Genomic DNA, 22,813 nt, shown 5'->3' with positions numbered 1-22,813 from the left:
CACAACCGTAAATGCAAGACTGGGTCCATGGCGCGGACGAGCGAGCCGAGTCCGTATGTCGAGTTCGACCGGATTCAATGGCGTTCACTTCGTATGTCGACCCCGCTGAAACTCGACGAGAACGACGTCAGGGGCCTGCGCGGCCTGGGCGAGCAGCTCGACCTCCTCGAGGTCGAAGAGGTCTACCTCCCGTTGGCCCGGTTGATCCACCTGCAGGTGGCCGCTCGGCAGCGCCTGTTCGCCGCCACCGCCGAGTTCCTCGGCGAGCCTCAGCAGAACCCGGATCGTCCCGTGCCGTTCGTGATCGGCGTCGCGGGCAGCGTCGCGGTCGGCAAGTCCACCACGGCCCGCGTGCTGCAGGCACTGCTGGCGCGGTGGGAGCACCATCCGCGTGTCGACCTCGTCACCACTGACGGATTCCTCTACTCAAACGCCGAACTGGTGCGTCGAAACCTGATGCATCGCAAGGGGTTTCCGGAGAGCTACGACCGTCGCGGATTGATGCGCTTCGTCACCGCCGTCAAGGCCGGCGCCGACCAGGCGTGCGCCCCGGTGTACTCGCATCTGCTGTACGACATCGTGCCCGACGAGAAGCAGACCATCCGCCATCCCGACATCCTGATCCTCGAGGGCCTCAACGTCCTGCAGACCGGGCCCGCGTTAATGGTGTCGGACCTGTTCGACTTCTCCGTCTACGTCGACGCCCGTATCGAGGACATCGAGGGCTGGTACGTGTCGAGGTTCCTGGCGATGCGCGCCGGTGCCTTCGCCGACCCGCAGTCACACTTCCACCACTACTCGACGCTGACCGACGAGCAGGCGATCTTCGCCGCCCGCGACATCTGGCATTCGATCAACCGGCCCAACCTCATCGAGAACATCCTGCCGACCCGGCCGCGAGCGACGCTGGTGCTGCGCAAGGACGCCGACCACGCGATCAACCGGTTGCGCCTCCGCAAGCTCTAACTCCTCCCCACGACGCGAGTTCGGCGCGCTTTCCGTCGCTGAGCGAACGAAAACGCGCCGAAATCGCAGGAGGCTAGGAGCGCATGCGGCGCAGCCCCAGGTACTGCAGATCGGCCATCACCAGCGTGTAGACACCGCCCGCGAGCACGAACACGATGCCCGCGGTAGTCAGCGGCCACACCCCGGCCAAAACGACGGCGACGGCCGCGACGGTGAACAGCAGGTTGGCCACGATCACCCAGACGCCCGGCATCCGCACCGCTGGCAGCCGCGACAGGCCGAAGACCGTGATGCCGTAGACGACGAAGAACGCGGCGAGGCCGTACTCCGCGGCGCGCGGGACCCCGGTGAACGACGACATGGGCCCGGCCGCGGCGGCCAGGGCGACACCGCCCAAACCGGTGCACACGGCGTCCAGGCGCAACGCGAAACGCAGGAACGAGTCGTTGGTGGTCACGCGTGAGGTGGTGGCGGTCATGGAACTTCCCTTCGGTTGTTGGAGGTGTTGCTGAGAGACCGGCACGGGGTCCGTGCTCCGTAACCTCTTGCGGTTGCACGGGCCCCGCGCCGGTTGGGCGGGAGTCACGCCAGACGGCGCACTCCGAGGTACTGAAGGGCGGCGAAGCCCAGTACGATCGCCACGGTGGCGAGCATCATCGCCACCCCTGCCGCGGTCAGGGGCAGCACGCCCATCGCGAGCACCGCCGTCGTCGCCACCGCGAACGCCAGGTTGGCGACGACGATGCCGACCCCGATGCGGCGAATGGCAGGAGCGGCCGCGAGCACGTAGAGCGCGACGCCGTAGGCGGCCAGCGCAGCGCCGGCGATCCACTCCGATACGGCCGACAGCCCCGACACCCGCGCCAGCGGGTCGGCGGCGAACGCGATCAGCAGACCGGTTCCGGCGCACAGCGTGGCGTCGGCTCGCATCGCGAACCGGAGCAGGGAGTCCGAGCTGTCGGACAGGGGCTGGCGAGTCCGGATGCGGGTGGACAGGGTGGCGGTCATGGCGGGCTCCTCGTCGTTGAGGTGTGTCGTTCGAGTGATGTCTGTGCGACACCTCAGACACTGCTCGCCGACCACTGCCAGATCGACACCGCTTGCTGCCAGACACTGCCAGCCGCAGGTCAGAGAATTATTGGTTGACGGGTACCGGTGTGCCGCGCAGGTCGGCGGCGATGACGCGCGCTGCCGCGTTCTGCCAGTTGTGCATCGAGCGCTGCGGCACCTCGGTGACGAACCACTGCCAAGCCTGTCGCGCGACGGGGTCCAGGCCCGCGGCGGTCGCGTTCTGCGCGTACGCCCGCACACCCACGACGTAGGGGAAGTAGAGCGAGTTGTAGTGGCGCCACTCCTCGGTGGTGCCGAAGTCACCCGCATCCCGCGGCTTGAGCGCCGCGATCCGATCGGCGAGCAGCGCCTTGAGTTCGTTTGCGCGCTCCAGCGGCTGATCGGGGGCGCTGCGTCTGGCCAGCCGCTCGTCGATGACGGGCAGCGCGGTCAACGGGCTCGCGACGAGCTTCGACAGATCCGAGTAGTGCCCCAGCGCGCGCCGTGTCAGCCGGGCGAACGCGTCCTCGTCGACCGCGGCGAGAGGATTGTCCGACCGCAACGGCAGCGCTGCCTCGGTGCGACGCAATGCGGCACGGTCGGCGCGCAGTTCCGGCGACCGGGAGAACGCCAACCGGTCGAGCACCCCCGCGAGCGGGTCGGCCAGCACGTTGATGCCGATCGCCACGGCCAGGCTGGTGAACAACAGCACCGCCAGCGCGGTGTGCTCGTCGGTGACGGCCATACCGATGAGCACCTGGCCCCCGAACAGCACCGCGACGACAATGCTGCCCACGAATGAGCGCAGCATGTCACCGCGCAGCGCCTGGCCCTCGTCGAACGAATCCCACAGCGCCACTGCGACACCGAGCAGCAGCACGTCGAACCCTGTGGACGCCAGCGCCAGCCAACTGGGCACCAGTCCCAGCGGGATCACCAGGATCGCGTTGCCCAGGGCGAAGAACAGGGTCGCCACCACCGCGACCCCCGTCACCGAGCCGGGCCGTCGTCCACCGACCAGCGCGCGCACCATGGCGCCCAGCGTCGCCAGCGAGATGACCCCGAACATGACCCAGTGGCCGGTGCGCAGCGGTCCGTCGACTCCACCCGCCATCGCCGCACCGGTGATCGCGAGCGCGGCGACGACGACGACCATCGCCACCTCACCCGCGCGACTGCGCCAGGTGTCGCTGGGTCTGGAGAGTTCGAGCAGCACCGCGAACCACGCAACGCCGGGGACGACGACGAGGAAGACCTCGATGTGGCCGAGCACGTCGGCGTGGGCGGTACTGGTGAGCCGCACCGCATCCAGGGCCACCACAACGGCGAAGCTCGTCAGCCCCACCGCGGCCAGCAGCAGGACGGGCTTGCGTGGATCACGCGCGAGGAGATAGAGCCCGAGCCACCAGCTCAGGGCGAAGACCACGGCGGACATCGCAGCCATGGGTCCAGTCTGTCACGGCTACGCGCCGTACCGGCGGTGCCTACGCGCCGTACCGGCGGTGCCGCATGGTGTAGTCGCGCAGTGCACGCAGGAAGTCCACCCGGCGAAAGGCCGGCCAGTGCGCCTCGGTGAACCACATCTCCGAATAGGCGCTCTGCCACAGCAGGAATCCCGACAGCCGCTGCTCCCCCGAGGTTCTGATGACCAGGTCGGGGTCGGGCTGGCCGGAGGTGTAGACGTTCTCGGAGATGGCGTCAACGGTGACCGCGTCGACCAGCCCCTCCCCCGTCACACCGTTGGCCAGTTCCTTGCTCAGCAACGCGCGGACCGCGTCGACGATCTCCTGACGACCGCCATAGCCGACGGCGACGTTGACGGCCAACGCTCCGGGGGCCGCCGTCGCGACCGTGCCGTCGACGGCGTCGCGCAGCCGGCGGGCCGGTTCCTCACCGAGCAGTTCCAGATCGCCGACGGTGCGCACACTCCAGTGGTTGGCGGGTGCACAGATCTGCTCGACGACGTCGGTGATGATCTCGATGAGGGCGGACAGTTCGGCGGGATCGCGTTGCAGGTTCTCGGTCGACAGCAGATACACCGTCGCCATCTCGACGCCCGTCTCCTGGCACCAGCGCAGCATCTCGGCGATCTTCGCCGCTCCCACGCGGTAGCCGTAGCTGACGTCGTCATGGCCCGCGTCGCGGGCCCAGCGCCGGTTTCCGTCGCACAGGACGGCGACGTGACGGGGCAGCTCGGCCTTGGCGTGCGCCAGTTCATATCGGAGCCGCATCTCGTACAGCCGGTAGGCCGGTTCCTTGAGACGCGGCGGAATGAGATCCACGAAAATCAAGACTACTGTGACTGACGGGAACCCCCATGCCAGTTAGTGGAGGTGACATGGCTCAGATGAATACATCAGTCGACATGGCGGACGAGGCACAGCAGCCGCCGCCGCGTGCATATGCCGAGGACCTCCCGGAAGCGGTCGCCGATGGCGTCGCCCAGTTCCTGGGTAAGCCGCGGGCTCGTGGCTGGATTCACGTGTACTCCGCGATTGTGGCGACCATCGCAGGCGCCGCCCTGGTGTCGGTGTCGTGGTCGATGGAATCGACCCGGGCCGGCCTGGCGACGCTGCTCTACACGTTCACGATCGTCGCGATGTTCGCCGTCAGTGGCACGTATCACCGGGTGACGTGGAAGTCGCCTGCGGCGCGCACGTGGATGAAGCGGCTCGACCACTCGATGATCTTCATATTCATCGCGGGCAGTTACACGCCGTTCGCCCTTCTGGCACTGCCGTCGGAGAAGGGGATGGTGCTGTTCTGGATCGTGTGGGCCGGTGCGTTCGCGGGCGTGCTGCTGAAGATGCTCTGGCCCACCGCGCCGGCCTGGGTCGGCGTCCCGCTGTACCTGCTGCTGGGTTGGGTGGCCGCGTGGTTCATCGGGCCGATCATGGACGGCGCGGGCGTCGCCGCGGTGGTGCTGCTGATCGTCGGTGGAGCGCTGTACAGCATCGGCGGGGTGTTCTATGGCCTGAAATGGCCGAACCCATGGCCGACGACGTTCGGCCATCACGAGTTCTTCCACGCCTGTACGGCGGTTGCCGCGATCTGTCACTACATCGCGATGTGGTTCGCGGTCTTCTAGATGTCCCGGCGATGGCGCCCAACGTGACGCCACTGCGAAGAAGCCGCCATTTTTTCGCAGTGCGCTCACGGTCGGCGTGACGGTGACTGTGTTGACCAATCAGTTCAGCGGCCAATCGCACACATCTTCTGGACGACCGACGGTAGTTTAAGCGTGCGCCGCAGTTGTGGCTGCTGGCAATCGACGCGGCGCTGGGAATAGCGGCTACCCAACCTCCCCGACGTGCGGTGTCTGCGAACGGTATCGACGTGCGTAGGAGGATTCGGTGAAGGCCATTGCGAGAGTGCTGGCGTTCGGGCTTGTTGAACTCGCCGTGTTCGGTTTGGTGCTGTTCGGGCTCGCCGGAACAGTCGACTACTGGCAGGCATGGGTTTTTCTCGTGGTGTTCGCCCTTTCGACATGGATCCCCACCATCTACCTGCTGCGCGCGAACCCCGCTGCGCACCAACGGCGCAAGCATGCGGGGCCGGTGGCCGAATCCCGCACGGTGCAAAAGCTCCTCATTGCCTGCTGGTACTCGTCGCTGGCGGCAATGGTCGTCGTGAGTGCTCTGGACCATCGCTTTGGCTGGTCGTCGGTACCAGCGGCTGTCTGCCTGCTCGGCGATGTCCTGGTGGTCGTCGGACTGGGCGTGACGAGCCTGGTGGTCATTCAGAACGGCTTTGCGGCCTCCACCGTCCAGGTGGAGTCTGACCAGAAGGTCGTCTCCACCGGTCTGTACGGGCTCGTGCGCCACCCCATGTACACCGGCAACGTGATCACGATAATTGGGTTCCCCCTCGCGCTCGGCTCCTACTGGGGACTCGTCCCCGTCATTCCCGGCCTGATCGTGCTCATCCTGCGCATCCGCGACGAGGAGAAGCTGCTCGTCGAGGAGTTGGACGGATACCGCGAGTACACGCAGAAGGCGCGCTATCGCCTTGTGCCACATATGTGGTGACCACCGCACCACCCGTGGGGTGCGGTGGTCCACAGATCTCCGGCCAGGGTCAGGCGGGGCTTTCGCCCACTGAGCTGATGGCTCCGTTCAACTGCTGACTCAAGCCCCTCACCGACGGCGCCTCGATCAAGTCGGGCACCGTGAGTTGGAGATCAAGCGCGGCGTTGATCGCGGCGATCACCCGCATCGCCGTCAGCGATTCCCCACCCATGTCGAAGAACGACTCATCCACCCCGACCCGGTCCACACCGAGCACCTCGGCGTAGATGCTCGCCACGATCTGCTCAATCAGGGTCGACGGCGGGCTGTGCGCCACCCGGGTGTCGACCTCGGGTGTCGGCACCACCGCGGTGGCTGGGTGGGCCGAATGCCGCCGGCGGTGCCAGCGATCCAGCAGGTGATGTGCACCGGAACCCCGTAGGTCCAACGACGACAACCGCCGCCCCGGGTGGGCGGCCATCGCCACCAACACGTGCGTGAACCGCTCCATCAACGCCGCAATGCTCTGCGCGTCGAAGACGTCGGTGTCGTACTGAACCCGAAGTTCGAGTTCACGCCCCGGCCCGGCCTGCACCGTGAGCGGGTAGTGGTAGAAGTCGCGGCTGGTGAAGCCGGTGATGGTCAACCCGTCGACGCCCGCTGGCGTGCCGGTGTCGGTCGGATAGTTCTCGTACACGAAGACAGTGTCGAAAAGCCTTTCCTGACCAGTGATGCGGTGAATGTCGCTGAGCGCCAGGTGCTGGTGCTCGAGCGTGTCGTTGTGCGCACCCTGCAGCTGATCCAACAGGTCGGCCGTGGTCTTGGCCGACGTGATGGTCGCCCGCACCGGCACCGTGTTGATGAGCAGGCCCACCATCGATTCCGCGCCGACCACATCGGGTGACCTCCCCGAGACCACGGTGCCGAACGCGACATCATGCTCGCCGGTCAGCGAGCTGAGCAGAACTGCCCACGCAGCCTGCAACACGATGCTGACGGTTGTGTGATGCGAGCGCGCCAGCTTGGTCAGCGCCCGTGTTGTCTTGGCAGGCACCCGGAACAGTTCACCGTTTCGCCGCCCCAGCCCCAACTGCTGCGGCGGGCCAACCAGAATCGGGGTGTCGAAGTCCGTGAACACCTCACGCCACGCCGCATGGGCGGCAGTGTGATCCCGATCGGCCAGCCATGTCATGAAGCTGCGATACGGCGAGGCCGCTGGTAGCCGCAGCCCGTGGTAGCCGGCGAAGATCTCCTGCATCAGGATCGGCATCGACCAGCCATCGAGCACGATGTGGTGGTTGGTGAGCACAAATCGGTGCCGGTCGTGTGCGGTGCGAATGAGCGCGACGCGGAACGGGGGCTGGTCGACGAGGTCGCAGACCGCGGCGCGTTCGGCGACCAAGATCCGCTCGATCTGTTCGTCGACGTCGAAATCGCTGCCGTTCGTGTCTAATTCGACAAACTGCCAGGGCGCGACGGGATCAACGGGAATGACCTGCACCGGTTGCTCGAACTGTGGGAAGAATCGAGCGGCCAGGTGCGGATGCCTGCTGACCACTGCCTGCACAGCTTCGCGCAGCCGGTGCACGTCGAGCGGGCCGCTCAACGCGATATCCAGCTGCACCGCATACACATCGTCGCCGGAGCACTTCGCGATGCTGGCGTGGTACAGCAATCCCTTCTGCAACGGCGTCAACAACAGCACGTCGGCGATCGGAGACTGGCCATGCAGCTCGTCGATCTGCTGCTGACTTAGCCTCGCAGGGGCGATATCCGACGGTGTCAAACCGCCCCCGCCACGCCTGACATGCGCGCAGATACCGGCCAGTGCGTCAAACCACAACCGGCTGATGCGGGTGACCGCCACGGTGTCCAGTGCCGAGGGCGCCCACGTCCAGGTGGCGTTCAGGTGCGGGCCGGTGTCGGTGTCGATGGTGACCGCATTGAGTTCCACGGTGTGCGCCAGGGAAATTGGCATCGCCCCGGCAGCACCTGTCATCGACAAGCCCTCTTGGCTGAAGCGCCACACATCACCAGACGCGTAGGCCGCCGGGGACCCCAGCCGCCCGAGATAGTTGAACCCGATCGCCGGATCGGCTCCGGCCAAGTCGATATCGGGATTCAGGTAGCGCAGGAGACCGTAGGTCATGCCGTCGGGTAGGGCCCGAAGCTGCTCCTTGGCTGCTTTGATCACCCCACCCAGTGCGGCGTCACCGGCCACAACCTGTGTCCAGCGCAATCCGCCCATCGCCAACGACACCGGGTACTTGGTGGTGAACCACCCCACCGTGCGCGACAGGTCGATGTTTCGATCGGCGGCTGCACCCAGCTCCTCTTGGCGGCCGTGGCCCTCCACATCGATCGCGACCGGCGCATCGCCAGTGCCCAGGTACTGCGCCCACGCCAAGGCAAACGCGATCAACAGGATCTCGTGTACCCCGGCATGAAACGCCGCGGGTACCTCACCGAGCAGCATGTGGGTGGTCTCGGCATCCAGCATCTCGGTCAAGTAGCCGGCCGTGGCGAACGTGTCCACCGCTGCCTGCGGCGCAGGCAACGCCGCAGGCAGCGCGGCCACCTGCCGCCACAACTCCGCATGCCTCACGACGTCCGGGGTGTGCGCGTGCTCAGCCAGCAGCTCCGCCCACCGCGCAAACGACGTCCCCGCCGGGGGCAGCAGCACAGGCTGCCCGCCGTGATGCTGGGTCCACGCGATGTTGAGGTCCTCCATGACAATCCGCCACGACACCCCGTCGATAGCCAGATGGTGGACGATCAACGCCAGCTGGCCGGTCGAGGAAGCCCACAAGGCGCTGACCATCGCACCGGCGGCCGGGTTCAACCGCGACCGTGCCGCCGCCACCGCCTCATCGGTCAGCACGTCCGCCGTCTGCAGGCATCCGTGCGCGTCCACGGTCCCCGGCTCGGGCACCGTCAATGACCATCCCCCGGCACCGTCGTCGGTGGCGCGCAACCGCAGCATGGCGTGTCGATCCAGCAGCGCCTGCAGACCAACCACGACGTCGGCCTCGGTCACCCCCGCCGGAGCCTGCAGCACCACCGTCTGGTTGAACTCGTCGATCGGGCCTGTCATGCCCTTGAGCCACTGCATGATCGGGGTCGCGACCACCGGCCCGACACCCTCGTCGATCACCTCACCGGCCGGGTCACCCACCCTGACGACTCGAGCCAGACGGGCCACCGTCTGCTGCACGAAGATGTCGCGCGGCCGACCCACCAGGCCGGCGCGATGGCCGCGCATGATCACCTGGATAGCCGAGATGCTGTCCCCGCCAAGGTCGAAGAACGAGTCGTCGACTCCGACCTGCTCCAGCCCGAGAACCTCAGCGAAGATGGCGACCAGGATCTCCTCGACGGGGGTCGCCGGGGCGCGGTAGTGATCGATGTCGGCGTACTCCGGTGCCGGCAGCGCGCGGGTGTCGAGCTTGCCGTTGACCGTCAACGGCAGCGCGTCGATCTCCACCACCGCGGCGGGCACCATGTAGGACGGCAACCGCTCGACCAGCGCGACGCGCGCCTGGGCTGGGTCGGCGGTGCCGGTGATGTAGCCGACCAGACGCTTGTCGCCTGGGCGGTCCTCACGCGCGATCACCACTGCCTGCTCGACACCCTCGAGGCCCGCCAGAGCCGCCTGCACCTCACCGAGTTCGATGCGATGCCCACGGATCTTGACCTGCTCATCAGCACGCCCCAGATACCGCAGCTGGCCATCGGCACCCCAGCACGCCAGATCCCCCGTGCGATACATCCGCATCCCCGGCGCGCCAAACGCACACGCCACGAACCGCGTTGACGTCAACGGCGCCCGGCCGACATAGCCCGCGCCGACCCCGGCACCGGCCACATACAACTCCCCGACGACGCCGGCCGGCACCGGGCCCAACCGACTGTCGAGCACAAAGAAGGCCAGATGGGCGAGCGGCCCACCGATCGGGCTGACAGTGCTCGCCACATCGTCGGCGAGGATCTCGCGGAACGAGGCATGCACCGTCGTCTCGGTGATCCCATACATATTGATCAACCGAGGCGAGACCGGATGGTTCTCCAGCCACGACGCCAGACGCGCAGGCTCCAGCGCCTCACCGCCGAAAACCACCACGTCAAGCGCGAGTTCAGACTCCAGCCCGGGCGTGAGGCCCTCCACCGCCTGCAGCGCATAGAACGCGGACGGCGTCTGGCTCAGCACACTGACCCGCTCCTCGACGAGCAAGTCATGGAGTTCCTCGGGTGATCGCACCACCGACTCGGAGACCACCACCAGCCGCCCACCATGCAGCAACGCGCCGAAGATCTCCCACACCGAGAAGTCGAACGCCAACGAGTGACACTGCGTCCACACCTGACCCGGCGACAACTCCAAGTCGGCGTCCAGCGTCGCCAGCAATCGAGTCACGTTGTGATGCGGAATCGCCACGCCCTTGGGCACACCCGTGGTGCCCGAGGTGTAGATCAGATACGCGATATCGTCACCGGCCGGCCCCGGCGGCGCGCTCCTCGCGTGCGCGTCAACCGCGGGGTCATCCACGTCGATGACCGCCAACCCACGCCCGTGTAGCCGCTTCATCAGATCGGTGGTGGTCAGCGCGGCAATCGGTGCCGCATCGGCGAGCACGAACTCCATCCGCGCATCGGGCACCGCGGGGTCGATCGGCACATAGGCCGCCCCCGTCTTGAGCACCGCGAAGATCGCCACGACCGCCTCGACCGACCGGGAGAACAGCAGTGCCACCCGCTGACCCGGGCCGGCACCCTGCCCGATGAGCATGTGCGCCAGCCGATTCGCAGCCTCATCGAGTTCCCGATACGACATGTGGATGCCGTCGAAGCTGACTGCCACGGCATGGGGGTCGCGAGCCACTTGCGCCTCGAACAGGGCAGGAATCGATGCCCCGGTCACAGGCTGGGTCAACACCGCCCGATTGCCGATCGTGTCGAGACGGACCCGCTCGTCGGCGTCGAGGACATCGATCGCCGACAACGGCCGGGCGGGGTCGGCGGCCATCGCCTCGAGCACCCGTTGCAACCGCTCGATCAGGACTTCGATGCTGCTGGTGTCGAAGACGTCGGTGCGGAACTCCACCGTCCCCGAAATGCCTGCGGCCTCACCGGTTTCAGTCCACCGTTCGGCCAACGAGAACGACAGATCCATGCGGGCGGTTTGGGTGTCCAGGGGCAGCTGGGTGACCTGCAGATCGCCCAACGCCACCCCGGTGCCGGGATCGCCGGTCTGTCCGGGGACGTTCTGCCAGGCCAACATGACCTGCACCAGCGGGTGATGGGTCAGGGAGCGGGTCGGATTGAGCCGTTCGACGAGAACTTCGAAGGGCACATCTTGATGCTCGAAGGCGCCCAGGCTGCGTGCGCGCACCTGCGCCAGAACCTCGCTGACACTCGGATCGGATGCCAGATCGACCCGCAGCACCAGTGTGTTGACGAAGAACCCGACCAGCTCGTCCAGCGCCGCGTCACGGCGTCCGGCGGTTGGGAAACCCACCGCCACGTCAGAACTCGAGCTGAGCTTGGACAGCAGCACGGCCAGGGCCGCCTGCATGACCATGAATCCAGTCGCGTTGTGCTCGCGGGCCAAGCGAGTGACTTGCTGCTGCAGCTCGGCGGGCCAGTCCACGTCCACCCTGGCGCCGCCCTGATCGGCCACCAGCGGGTACGGCCGGTCGGTCGGCAGTGCTATGCGCTCGGGCATCCCGGCCAGAGCATCTTCCCAATACCCCAGCTGCTTGGCGATACGGCTGTCGCTGTCGTCGAGGTCACCAAGTTGCGCGCGCTGCCACAGGGTGTAATCGACATACTGGACCGCCAACGGTGCCCACCCGGGGACTTGCCCGGCACATCGGCTGGCGTAGGCCACCCCCAGGTCAGCCACCAGCGGGGTGATCGACCAGCCGTCCGCGGCGATGTGGTGTACCACGGCCACTAGTACGTGCTCATCCTCGGAGACACGGAAGAGTTTGGCCCGCAACGGAATCTCGGCGGACAGTTCGAAACTGTGCCGCGCCGCCTCGCCGACAGCTGCCTCCAGACGGCTCACCGTCCAACCCGTTGCATCCACTGTCTCCCAGCCGAATTCGGCCTGATCAGGAGACACAACCACCTGCTGGGGTATTCCGTCGACCGCGGGAAACAGCGTGCGCAGGCTCTCGTGGCGGCTCACCACATCGGCGAACGCCGCGCCCAGCGCGTCGACATCAAGGCGCCCTCCGAGGCGCAACCCCACCGCGAGGTTGTAAACGGGTGAGGGGCCCTGCAATTGGTCGACGAACCACAACCGGCTCTGCGCGAAAGACAGCGGCATGACGGCCGGCCGCTCGCCAGCCACCAGCGGCTCCAGCCGATCCTCATCGGCACCAATGCGCAGCACCAACTGGGCAACCGTGGGAGCGTCGAACACCGCACGCACCGCAATGCCCGCATCCAGGGACCGGTTGATCGCGGCGGCCAGGCGCATCGCCAACAGCGAATCCCCGCCGAGGGCGAAGAATGAGTCGTCGACCCCGACTCGGTCCAGGCCCAGAACTTGGGCGTAGATGCCGGCCAGGATCTCCTCGGCGGGCGTGCTCGGGGCGCGGTAGTGATCGACATCGGTGTACTCCGGTGCCGGCAGCGCCTTCTTGTCGAGCTTGCCGTTGACCGTCAACGGCAACGCGCCCAAGACCACCACCGCGGCAGGCACCATGTAGTCCGGCAACCTGTCGGCCAGCGCGATACGCAGCTCATCCGATCCGGCGGTGCCGGTGACGTAGCCGACCAGTCGCTTGTCACCGGGGCGGTCCTCACGGGCGATCACCACCGCCTGCTCGACACCATCGAGTCCGGCCAGCGCTGCCTGAACATCGCCAAGTTCGATGCGATACCCGCGGATCTTGACCTGATCATCGCTGCGACCCACATACTGCAGCTGACCATCAGCGCCCCAACACACCAGATCGCCGGTGCGATACATCCGAATCCCGGGCTCCCCGAACGGACACGCCACAAACCGCGTCGCGCTCAACGACGCCCGCCCCACATAGCCATAACCCAAACCCGCACCGGCCACATACAACTCGCCCACCACGCCCGGTGACACCGGCCGCAGCCAGCCATCGAGCACGAAGAACGCCAGATCGGCCAACGGAACCCCGATCGGACTGACGGTGCGCTCCACGTCAGCGGCGAGGATCTCGCGGAACGAGGCATGCACCGTCGTCTCGGTGATCCCATACATATTGATCAACCGCGGCGATGCCGGATGATTCTCTAGCCATCCCGCAAGACGGGAAGGCACCAACGCCTCGCCGCCGAAAACCACCACATCAAGGGCGAGCCCCGATCCGAGCCCGGACTGCACCTCGTCGACAGCCTGCAACGCATCGAACGCCGACGGCGTCTGGCTCAGCACACTGACCCGCTGCTCGACCAGCAAGGCGTGGAACTCCTCAGCCGACCGCGCCACCGACTCAGGCACCACCACCAGCCGCCCACCATGCAGCAGCGCGCCGAAGATCTCCCACACCGAGAAGTCGAACGCCAACGAATGACTCTGCGTCCACACCTGACCCGCCGACAACTCCAGGCGGGTATCGATCGCGTCCAACAGTCGCGTCACATTGCCGTGCGGAATCGCCACACCCTTGGGCACACCCGTGGTACCCGAGGTGTAGATCAGATACGCGATATCGTCAGCGCCCGGCACAGGCAATGCACTGCTCGGCGCGCTCGCCAACGCGGCATCGGCGACATCGATGACCGGCAACTCAAGTCCATCCAACCGATTCACCAGATCAGCAGAGGTCACCACAACAAGCGGCGCTGAATCGGTGAGCACGAACTGCATCCGCGCATCGGGCACCGCCGGATCGACCGGGACATACGCCGCCCCCGTCTTGAGCACCCCCAGAATCGCAACAACCGCCTCAACCGACCGTGGAAACAGCAAGCCCACCCGCTGCCCCGGGCCCACACCGCGAGCAACCAACAAGTGCGCCAACCGATTCGCGGCCTCATCCAGCTCGCGATACGACATGTCACGACCGTCGAAGCTGACCGCCAGTGCTTCCGGAGTGCGAGTCACCTGCGCCTCAAACAACTCCGGAATCGACACCGACGGCGCAGCGGGCCGACTCAATGCCGCCCGATTACCCCACTCATCCAGATCTGCGAGGTCATCTTCATCGTCCACATCCATCGACAACAGTCGACGGCTCGCATCGGCGGTCATGATTCCTGCACCTCACCTGTCATGGCCTCCAACACCCGCTGGAACCGCTTAACGATCTTCTTCACCCGATCCGCGCTGAACACGTCGGTGTCGAACTCGACACGCAGGACTAGTTCAGTGCCGGGCATGGCTTGCAGGGTCAACGGGTAGTGGTTGTACTCGCGGCCGCTGACCTCGGTGATCGCCAACCCGTTCGTGGTGTGGGTGGCGGCGGCGTCCACCGGATAATTCTGGAACACGAACAGGGTGTCGAAGAGTTGATCGTGACCGGCAGCCCGATGGATCTCGCTGAGTGCCAAATGCTGGTGATCCAGGGTGTCGCTGTGACAGCGTTGCAGGTCGCCGAGCAGGCCGGCGATGGTGGTGTCGGGGGTGATGGTGGCCCGTACCGGCACGGTGTTGATCAGCAGGCCGACCATCGATTCCGCACCTGCCACCTCGGCCGACCTACCCGAGACCGCGACGCCGAACGCGACATCGTGCTGGCCGGTCAGCCACATCAGCACCTGCGCCCAGGCCGCCTGCAGCACTGTGTTGACGGTGGTATGGCAGCTGCGGGCAAGCGCATTGACGGTCTGGGTGGTCTCGGCGGGCAGCCGGAACGTCTCGGTGTCCCGTCGTCCCGGTCGCGTCCGCCCTCTGGGAGCCACCAGAGTGGGCGTGCTGAATCCAGCCATGACCTCACGCCACGCGGCATGGGCGGCATCGACGTCTCGATCGGCGAGCCACGTGACGAACCTGCGATAGGACCCGGCCGCGGGCAGTCGCTGCTCGTAGTAGCTGGCGAATATCTCCTGCAGCAGGATCGGCAGCGACCAGCCGTCGAGCACGATGTGGTGGTAGGTCATGACGAACCGGTGCTCGTTGTCCGCGGTGCGGATCAGCGCCGTGCGGAAGGCCGACTGGTGGACCAGGTCGCAGACCGACGCGCGTTCACCGGCACACACCCGCTCCATCTGCTCCTGGAAATCGTGGTCGTCCGTGGCGATTTCGACGTACAACCAGGGCACGCTGAGGTCCGCGGGGATGACCTGCACGGGTTCGTCGAATCGCTGGTCGAACCGGGCGGCCAGGTTGGGGTGGCGGCTGACCACGGTGTGCACCGCCGCGCGCAGCCGATCGGGATCCAGCGGACCGGCGACGGTGACGTCGAGCTGCATGGCGTAGACGTCGTCGTCGTCGTTGCCGTGAGTTGCATTGGCGTGGAACAGCAGTCCCTGTTGTAGGGGCGTCAGGGGCAGTACGTCAGCGACGCTGTGTTGCCGGCTCAGCTCATCGATCTCCTGCTGGGTGAGCCGGGCGGGGATGATGTCCGACGGTGTCAGGCCACCACCGCCCTCGCGGACGTGGGTGCAGATACCCGTCAGTGCATCGAACCAGAGCTGGGACAGGCGGCTGACCTGAGTCTCGTCCAGCACCGAGGAAGCCCACGTCCAGGTGGCGTAAAGGCTTGGCCCGAAGTCGGTCTCGGCGGTGCTGGCGTTGAGTTCCACGGTGTGCCCAAGTGGCATGGGGATCGCCGCTGCCGCAGCGGCGACCGACGCTCCATCGACGCTGACCTGCCACAGTTCGGCGAGGGCCTCCGGCTCCGCCACCCCCGTCGATCCCAGCCTGCCGAGGTAGTTGAATCCGATGGTCGGATCGGATCCGGACAGCTCGACCTGGTGATTGAGGTAGCGCGCCAGGCCGTAGGTCATCCCGTCGGGTAGGGCGCGGAGTTGTTCCTTGGCATCCTTGATCACGGGGCCGAGCGCGGCGTCGCCGGCGACCACCTGGGACCAGCGCAGCCCGCCGACGTTCAAGGCAACCGGGTACTTGGTGGTGAACCAGCCCACGGTGCGTGAGAGGTCGAGAGTTGCGCCGAGGTCCGCCAATTCCTCTTGGCGGCCGTGACCCTCGACATCGATGGCCAGAGGTGTGGTGGTGTCCAAGAACTGTGACAACGCCAATCCATAGGCGATCAGCAGGATGTCCTGTACCCCAGCGTGAAACGCTGCAGGCGCCTCACCGAGCAGCACGCGAGTCGTCTCGACGTCCAGTGACGCCGTGAGGTGCCCAGCGGTCGCGTAGGTGTCGTACTCGGGCTGCGCCGCGGGCAGCGCTACGGGACTCCCCAACACTGTTCGCCAGCTATTGGCCTGATCCACCACTGTCGGTGCTTGAGCCGCTTCATCGAGCAGTGCCGCCCACCGGGCGAATGAGGTTCCGGTCGTCGGCAGTGTGACGGGTTGGCCATGGCGATGCTGGGCCCAGGCGATGTTGAGGTCTTCGAGCAGAATCCGCCAGGACACCGCGTCAATGGCCAGGTGGTGAATCGTCAGCACCAACTGGCCGGTGGTTGCCACCCACAGGGCACTGACCATCTCCCCCGCCGCCGGGTTCAACCGCGACCGAGTCGCCACCAGCGCCTCATCGGACAGCGCGTCGACCGACTGCAGGCGCGCTCGCACCGCCCCCTTCTCGGGGACCTGCAGCGTCCACTCTCCCGCGGCCCCTGTTGTTTCGACACACAGCCGCAGCATGGCGTGCCGGTCCAGCAGCGCCCCAAGGACCATCTCCACATCGGTCTCGGTCACTCCCGGCGGGGCCTGGACCACGACCGTCTGGTTGAACTCGTCGACGGGGCCGCCAGCGCTCTCCACCGCGTGCAACCACCGCATGATCGGGGTCGGCGCCACCGGCCCGATACCCTCGTCGATCGGACCGTCGTCACCGTCGGTCACGCCGACCACCTGCGCCAGTCGGGCCACGGTCTGCTCGACGAAAATGTCTCGGGGCCTGCACATCACACCGGCAGCGCGAGCCCGGGCCACAACCTGCATGGACAGAATGCTGTCCCCGCCAAGGTCGAAGAACGAGTCGTCGACGCCGACTCGCTCGAGCCCGAGAACCTGGGCGTAGATGCTGACCAGGATCTCCTCGATCGCATCGGCCGGGGCACGGTAGCGATCGACGTCCTGGTAGTCCGGCGCCGGCAGGGCCCGAGTGTCGAGCTTGCCGTTGACGGTCAACGGCAACGCATCCAGGACGACGACCGCGGCTGGGACCATGTAGGGCGGCAGCCGGTCGGCCACCGCGCTCCGCAGCCCGGCCGGGTCCACCGCCCCGGTCACCGATTCGGTGACATAGCCGACGAGGCGTTTGATGCCTGGATGGTCTTCGCGCGCAATCACTACCGCCTGCGCCACCGAATCCTGCGCGGCCAGCGCGGACTGAACCTCGCCGAGTTCGATGCGGTAGCCGCGGATCTTGACCTGGTCATCGGCGCGGCCCAGATACTGCAGCTGCCCGTCGGCACGCCAGCTCACCAGGTCGCCGGTGCGATACATGCGTGTGCCCGCAATGCCCGCCCCGCCGAACGGGCACGCCACGAAACGTGCCGCCGTCAGACCCGACCGGCCCAGGTACCCGCACGCCACACCGTCACCGGCCACGTACAGCTCACCGACCACCCCGGCAGGCACGGGCCGCAACCACTCGTCGAGCACGAACAGCGCCGTCGTCGAGACGGGGGCACCGATGGGCGCGGCCCCGGACCCGGGCAGCAGTGGCGTACTCATCGACGCGTACACCGTGATCTCGGTTGGTCCGTAGGCGTTGATCACCACACGTCCGGGCGCCCAGCGATCCACCACCTCGCCCGGGCAGGCCTCTCCACCGAGCAGCAACGCCACGGACTCCAGCCCCTCTGGCGACAACGCTCCAGCAGCAGAGGGAGTTTGGGTGAGCACATTGACCCGCTCGCGGATCAGCAGATCATGGAACTCCTCGGGTGAACTCACGACCGACTCGGGCACCAACACCAGCCGCGACCCACCCAGCAGCGCGGCCCAGATCTCCCATACCGAGAAGTCGAAGGCATAGGAATGGCATTGCGTCCACACCTGTTCCACCGGCAACTGCTGCGGCGTCGACCGCGCGAGGTGGGTCAGATTGTGGTGGCTGACGGCCACACCCTTGGGGACACCCGTGGTTCCAGAGGTGTAGATCAGGTAGGCAATGTCATCTGGGTCCGCCACCGCCAACGGCGTGGCGGGATATTCGTCCACATCGGTGTCGTTGATGTCGATGACCGCCAACCCGAAGCCGTCCAACCGGTCGGCCAGACCGGTGTGGGTGATTGCGGCGACCGGTGCGGAATCGGCCAGCATGAACTCGATCCGGGCCGCAGGCACCGCCGGGTCGATCGCCAGATAGGCCGCCCCGGACTTCAGCACCGCCAGCATCGCGACGATCGCCTCCGCGGACCGCTCCAATAGCAGGGCCACGCAGCGCCCTGGGCCTGCGCCTTGATCGATCAGCAAGTGCGCCAACCGGTTTGCGGACTCATCGAGTTCGCGGTAGGTCAAGGAGCGATCACCGGCGGTGACCGCAACGGCCTCCGGGACGCGGCTGACCTGTGTCGCGAACAACGCGGGGACCGACACGGGTTCCCCCGCGGGCCCGGTCAGTGCCGCCCGATTGCCCATGTCATCGAGGCGGGCGTGTTCATCGGCGTCGAGCAGGTCGATCGAGGACAGGCGCTGACCGGAGTCGGTGGTCATCGCCACCAACACCTGCTCGAACCGCTTGATCAGCGTTTCGATGCTGGCCGGGTCGAACACGTCAGTGCGGAACTCCACCGTCCCGCCGATTCCGGCGGGCTCGCCGCCCTGCGACCGACGTTCAGCCAGCGAGAAGCTCAGATCCATGCGGGCGGTGTGGGTATCCGCCGGCATCTGGGCGATCTGCAGATCCCCCAACTCCAACCCGCCGCCGGAAGCGCTGCCGCCGTGTCCGGTGAGGTTCTGCCACGACAGCGCCACCTGAACCAGGGGGTGATGTGTCAGGGATCGGTTGGGGTTGACCCGGTCGACGAGCACTTCGAACGGCACGTCTTGGTGCTCGTAGGCGGCCAGGCTGCGTGTCCGCACCTGAGCCAGCAACTCCGCCACCGTGGGGTCCCCGGCCAGATCGACCCGCAGCACCAGGGTGTTGGCGAAGAACCCGATCAGCTCATCGAGCGCAGGGTCGCGACGCCCGGCGATCGGGAAGCCCACCGCCACATCAGAACTCCCGCTGAGTTTGGACAGCAGCACGCCGAGCGCGGCCTGCAGCACCATGAAGCTGGTCGCGTTGTGCTCACGAGCCACCCGAGCGACCTGCTGCCCCAACTCGGCGGACCAGTCCAGGGCCATCGTGGCGCCACGCTGATCGGCCGCGGGCGGATACGGCCGGTCGGTCGGCAGTGCCACCCGCTCGGGCATCCCGGCCAGAGTGTCCTGCCAGTAGGCCAACTGGGTTGCGATACGGCTGTCGTGATCGTCGAGATCACCGAACTGGGCGCGCTGCCACAGTGTGTAATCCACGTACTGGACCGCCAGCGGCGCCCACCCGGGGGCTTGCCCGGCACACCGGCTGGCGTAGGCCACCCCCAGATCCATCACCAATGGGGTCATCGACGAGCCGTCAGCGGCGATATGGTGCACCACAGCCGCCAACACATGCTCGTCCTCGGACAGGCGGAACAGCCTTGCCCGCAACGGGATCTCAGTTGCCAGATCGAATGTGTGTCGCGCTGAGTCGCCGATCGCCTCCCGCAACTGCGCCGGCGTCCAGCCGGTGGCATCGACGACGTGCCAGCCGAACTGGGCAGTCTCGGGAGACACCACTGATTGGCGAGGGATTCCCTCAACTGCCGGGACCAGCGTGCGCAGAATCTCATGACGGGCCACCACATCCGCCAGCGCCATACCCAACGCGTCGACGTCCAACGCCCCGCTGATGCGAAGCGCCGTCGGCATGTTGTACACCGGCGATGGGCCCTGCAACTGGTCTAGGAACCACAACCGGGATTGGGCGAACGACAACGGAATCACCGGAGGTCGCTCGCCTGCCACCAACGGTTCCAGCCGAGCCTCTTGGGCACCGATGCGGGGCGCCAACTGGGCCACCGTGGGCGCCTCGAACACGGTGCGCACCGCAAGTCCGGCGTTCAGGCCGGTGTTGACCGCGGCGATCAGACGCATCGCGGATAGCGAGTCGCCACCCAAATCGAAGAACGAGTCATCGACACCGACGCGCTCCACACCCAGTACCTGGGCGTAAATGCCGGTCAGGATCTCCTCGGTGAGGGTGACCGGCGCGCGGTAGTGATCGATGTCCTGGTACTCGGGTGCCGGAAGGGCGCGGGTGTCCAGTTTTCCGTTGGGTGTCAACGGTATTGCCGACAATGCCACGACCGCGGCCGGAACCATGTAGGCGGGCAGTTGCTCGGCCAGCTGGGTGCGCAACTTGGCCGGGTCAGCCGGCCCGGTCACATAACCCACCAGGCGAATGTCGTCGGTGCGGTCCTCTCGGGCGATCACCGCAGCCTGGTCGACACCGTCCAGCCCGGCCAACACCGACTGGATCTCGCCGAGTTCGATTCGGTAGCCGCGAATCTTGACCTGCTCATCGGCACGCCCCACATACCGCAGCTGCCCATCAGTACCCCAGCACACCAGATCCCCGGTGCGATACATCCGTGTTCCGGGCGCTCCGAACGGACAGGGCACAAACCTCGACCCGGTCAACCCGGCGCGGCCCACATACCCGACGCCCACACCGCGGCCGGCGATGTACAACTCGCCGACCACACCGGGTGGCACCCGGCGCAATGACCCATCCAGGACAAACAGGGCGGCCCCAGACACCGGCGTGCCGATCGGCGGCGCCCCGGATCCTGCACTCAACGGTGCGGTCCTGGACGCACATATCGTGGTCTCGGTCGGACCGTACGCGTTGACCATCAACCGTCCCGGCGCCCAGCGGTCCACCACCTCGGCCGGGCACGGCTCACCGGCCACCAACAACGCCGCCGACCCCAGAGACTCAGGTGTCAACATCGCCACCGCCGAGGGGGTTTGGCTCAACACGCTGACCTGTTCGGCAACCAGCAAGGCGTTGAGGTCCTCCGGTGAGCGGGCCACCGACTCGGGCACGACCACCAGCCGGCCGCCGTGCAACAGCGCGCCCCAGATCTCCTCAACCGAGGCGTCGAAGGAGTACGAATGCCACTGCGTCCACGCCTGACCCGCGAGGAAGGTGTCCTGCGATCCCAACAACTGGGTCACGTTGTGGTGGGTGATCGCCACGCCCTTGGGGACACCTGTGGTCCCCGAGGTGTAGATGATGTAGGCGATATTGTCCGGGCTCGGCACCGGCAGTGCCGTGCTGATATGGCCGTCACCCGCCGGCGCCGCAGCATCCCCAATTTCGATGACCAACAGGTCACAGCCGGCCAGTCGGTCGGCCAGGCCGCTGGTGGTGATCGCGGCGGTCGGCGCGGCATCGGCGAGCATGAACTCGATCCGCGCGTCGGGCAGTGCGGGGTCGATCGGCAGATACGCAGCGCCGGTCTTGAGCACCGCCAGCATTGCCACGACCGCGTCCGCGGAGCGCTCCGACAGCAGCGCCACGCACTCACCCGGACCAACATCGTGAGCGGATAGCTTGTGCGCCAATCGATTTGCGGACTCGTCGAGTTCGCGGTACGTCATGGCGCGGCCGTCGAAACTGATGGCCACCGCGTCGGGTGCACCGACAACCTGTTCGGCGAACAATGCCGGAATCGATGTCGAGACCGGGGCCGGGTCGGTCAACACCGCCCGGTTCCCCCACCCGTCCACGCGGGCATGCTCGGCCTCGTCGAGCAGGTCGATAGACGAGACCCGCTGGGTGGGGTCGGCAGTCATCGCCGCCAACACCCGCTGCCACCGTCCGATCAGCGTTTCGATGCTGTCCGCGTCGAAGACGTCGGTGCGGAATTCCACCGCCCCGCCGATGCCGGCGGGCTCACCGTTCTGGGTCCAGCGTTCCCCGAGGGAGAACGTCAGGTCCATTCGGGCGGTCTGGGTGTCCACCGGCAGCGGCGAGACCTGCAGATCACCCAGGCGCAGCCCGTCGGCGGGGCCGGTGTCCTGCCAAGGCAGGTTCTGCCAGGCCAACGCCACCTGCACCAGCGGGTGATGAGTCAGGCTTCGAGTCGGGTTGAGCCGCTCGACGAGCACCTCGAAGGGCACGTCCTGATGCTCGTAGGCGGCCAGGCTGCGTGCTCGCACCTGGGCCAGCAACTCGGCAACGGTGGGGTCGTCGGCCAGATCGACGCGCAGGACGAGGTTGTTGACGAAGAAGCCCACCAGCTCATCCAGGGCGGAGTCGCCACGCCCTGCGATCGGGAAGCCAACCGCCACATCGGTACTCGCGCTGAGGTTGGACAGCAGCACCGCAAGGGCGGCCTGCATCACCATGAAACTGGTTGCGCTGTGCTCACTGGCCACCGCGCGAACCTGCTGCTGCAACTCGGTCGGCCACTCCACCTCGACGGTGGAGCCGCGCTGATCGGCGACCGGCGGGTAGGGCCGGTCGGTGGGCAGTGCCACGTGTTCGGGCAGTCCTGCCAGTGCCTCTTCCCAGTAGGCCAGCTGCGCGGCGATGGGGCTGTCACTGTCATCGAGATCGCCGAGCTGCTCGCGCTGCCACAGCGTGTAGTCGACGTACTGCACCGCCAGGGGTGCCCAGTCGGGCGCCCGTC

The 22,813-nt window shown here is 66.8% G+C and carries 9 protein-coding genes (1 of these 9 only partly in view); 3 read left to right on the top strand and 6 right to left on the bottom strand.

Features of this window, described 5'->3' with window-relative positions; translation table 11 throughout:
* Positions 1-27 precede the first annotated feature (27 nt).
* Entirely contained in the window at positions 28-966 is a 939-nt protein-coding gene (gene coaA, locus ACZY0X_RS10070; protein ID WP_463769910.1) for a type I pantothenate kinase, read from the top strand.
* A 73-nt stretch (positions 967-1,039) separates the two neighbouring features.
* Here coaA and ACZY0X_RS10065 read toward each other — a convergent pair whose 3' ends face one another.
* From ACZY0X_RS10065 to ACZY0X_RS10050, 4 genes are all read right to left on the bottom strand, one after another.
* A complete protein-coding gene (locus tag ACZY0X_RS10065) occupies positions 1,040-1,444 on the bottom strand; it encodes a hypothetical protein (RefSeq protein WP_463769908.1) in 405 nt (134 codons plus the stop codon).
* Between the two features lie 104 nt (positions 1,445-1,548).
* Entirely contained in the window at positions 1,549-1,974 is a 426-nt protein-coding gene (locus ACZY0X_RS10060; protein ID WP_463769906.1) for a hypothetical protein, read from the bottom strand.
* 127 nt (positions 1,975-2,101) lie between these two features.
* Positions 2,102-3,460 carry a hypothetical protein gene (locus ACZY0X_RS10055; RefSeq protein ID WP_463769904.1) on the bottom strand — a complete coding sequence of 453 codons (1,359 nt, stop codon included), beginning with the start codon at positions 3,458-3,460 and terminating at the stop codon, positions 2,102-2,104.
* 40 nt (positions 3,461-3,500) lie between these two features.
* The gene (locus tag ACZY0X_RS10050; RefSeq protein ID WP_463769902.1) at positions 3,501-4,298 is read right to left on the bottom strand and encodes a (2Z,6E)-farnesyl diphosphate synthase; all 798 of its coding nucleotides are present in this window, start codon (positions 4,296-4,298) and stop codon (positions 3,501-3,503) included.
* A 65-nt stretch (positions 4,299-4,363) separates the two neighbouring features.
* Between ACZY0X_RS10050 and trhA the strand changes: the two genes are divergently transcribed.
* Together trhA and ACZY0X_RS10040 are read left to right on the top strand one after the other, a co-directional pair.
* Positions 4,364-5,104: a PAQR family membrane homeostasis protein TrhA gene (gene trhA / locus ACZY0X_RS10045; protein ID WP_463769900.1), complete on the top strand. Its 741-nt coding sequence runs from the start codon at positions 4,364-4,366 to the stop codon at positions 5,102-5,104.
* Between the two features lie 265 nt (positions 5,105-5,369).
* A complete protein-coding gene (locus ACZY0X_RS10040) occupies positions 5,370-6,044 on the top strand; it encodes a methyltransferase family protein (RefSeq protein ID WP_463769898.1) in 675 nt (224 codons plus the stop codon).
* Between the two features lie 49 nt (positions 6,045-6,093).
* On the opposite strand, the gene ACZY0X_RS10035 is transcribed toward ACZY0X_RS10040, so the two are convergent.
* A complete protein-coding gene (locus ACZY0X_RS10035) occupies positions 6,094-14,259 on the bottom strand; it encodes an amino acid adenylation domain-containing protein (protein ID WP_463769896.1) in 8,166 nt (2,721 codons plus the stop codon).
* Positions 14,256-22,813, bottom strand: the end of a protein-coding gene (locus ACZY0X_RS10030) for a non-ribosomal peptide synthase/polyketide synthase (protein ID WP_463769894.1). 15,853 nt of this gene lie beyond the right edge of the window; only the last 8,558 of its 24,411 coding nucleotides appear in the window; the start codon falls outside the window, past its right edge; it ends in the stop codon at positions 14,256-14,258. The genes ACZY0X_RS10035 and ACZY0X_RS10030 overlap by 4 nt, the downstream gene beginning before the upstream one ends.

Source organism: Mycobacterium sp. IDUB_39 (genome assembly GCF_055419205.1).
The sequence above is the reverse complement of the archived record's forward strand: the minus strand, read 5'-3'. Positions and strand labels throughout refer to the sequence as shown.

Excerpts from the sequence above, each read along its gene's own strand:
- ACZY0X_RS10065 (WP_463769908.1), bottom strand. The coding sequence starts at position 1,444 with ATGACCGCCACCACCTCACGCGTGACCACCAACGACTCGTTCCTGCGT.
- coaA (WP_463769910.1), top strand. The coding sequence starts at position 28 with ATGGCGCGGACGAGCGAGCCGAGTCCGTATGTCGAGTTCGACCGGATT.
- ACZY0X_RS10060 (WP_463769906.1), bottom strand. The coding sequence starts at position 1,974 with ATGACCGCCACCCTGTCCACCCGCATCCGGACTCGCCAGCCCCTGTCC.
- ACZY0X_RS10035 (WP_463769896.1), bottom strand. The coding sequence starts at position 14,259 with ATGACCGCCGATGCGAGCCGTCGACTGTTGTCGATGGATGTGGACGAT.
- trhA (WP_463769900.1), top strand. The coding sequence starts at position 4,364 with ATGAATACATCAGTCGACATGGCGGACGAGGCACAGCAGCCGCCGCCG.
- ACZY0X_RS10055 (WP_463769904.1), bottom strand. The coding sequence starts at position 3,460 with ATGGCTGCGATGTCCGCCGTGGTCTTCGCCCTGAGCTGGTGGCTCGGG.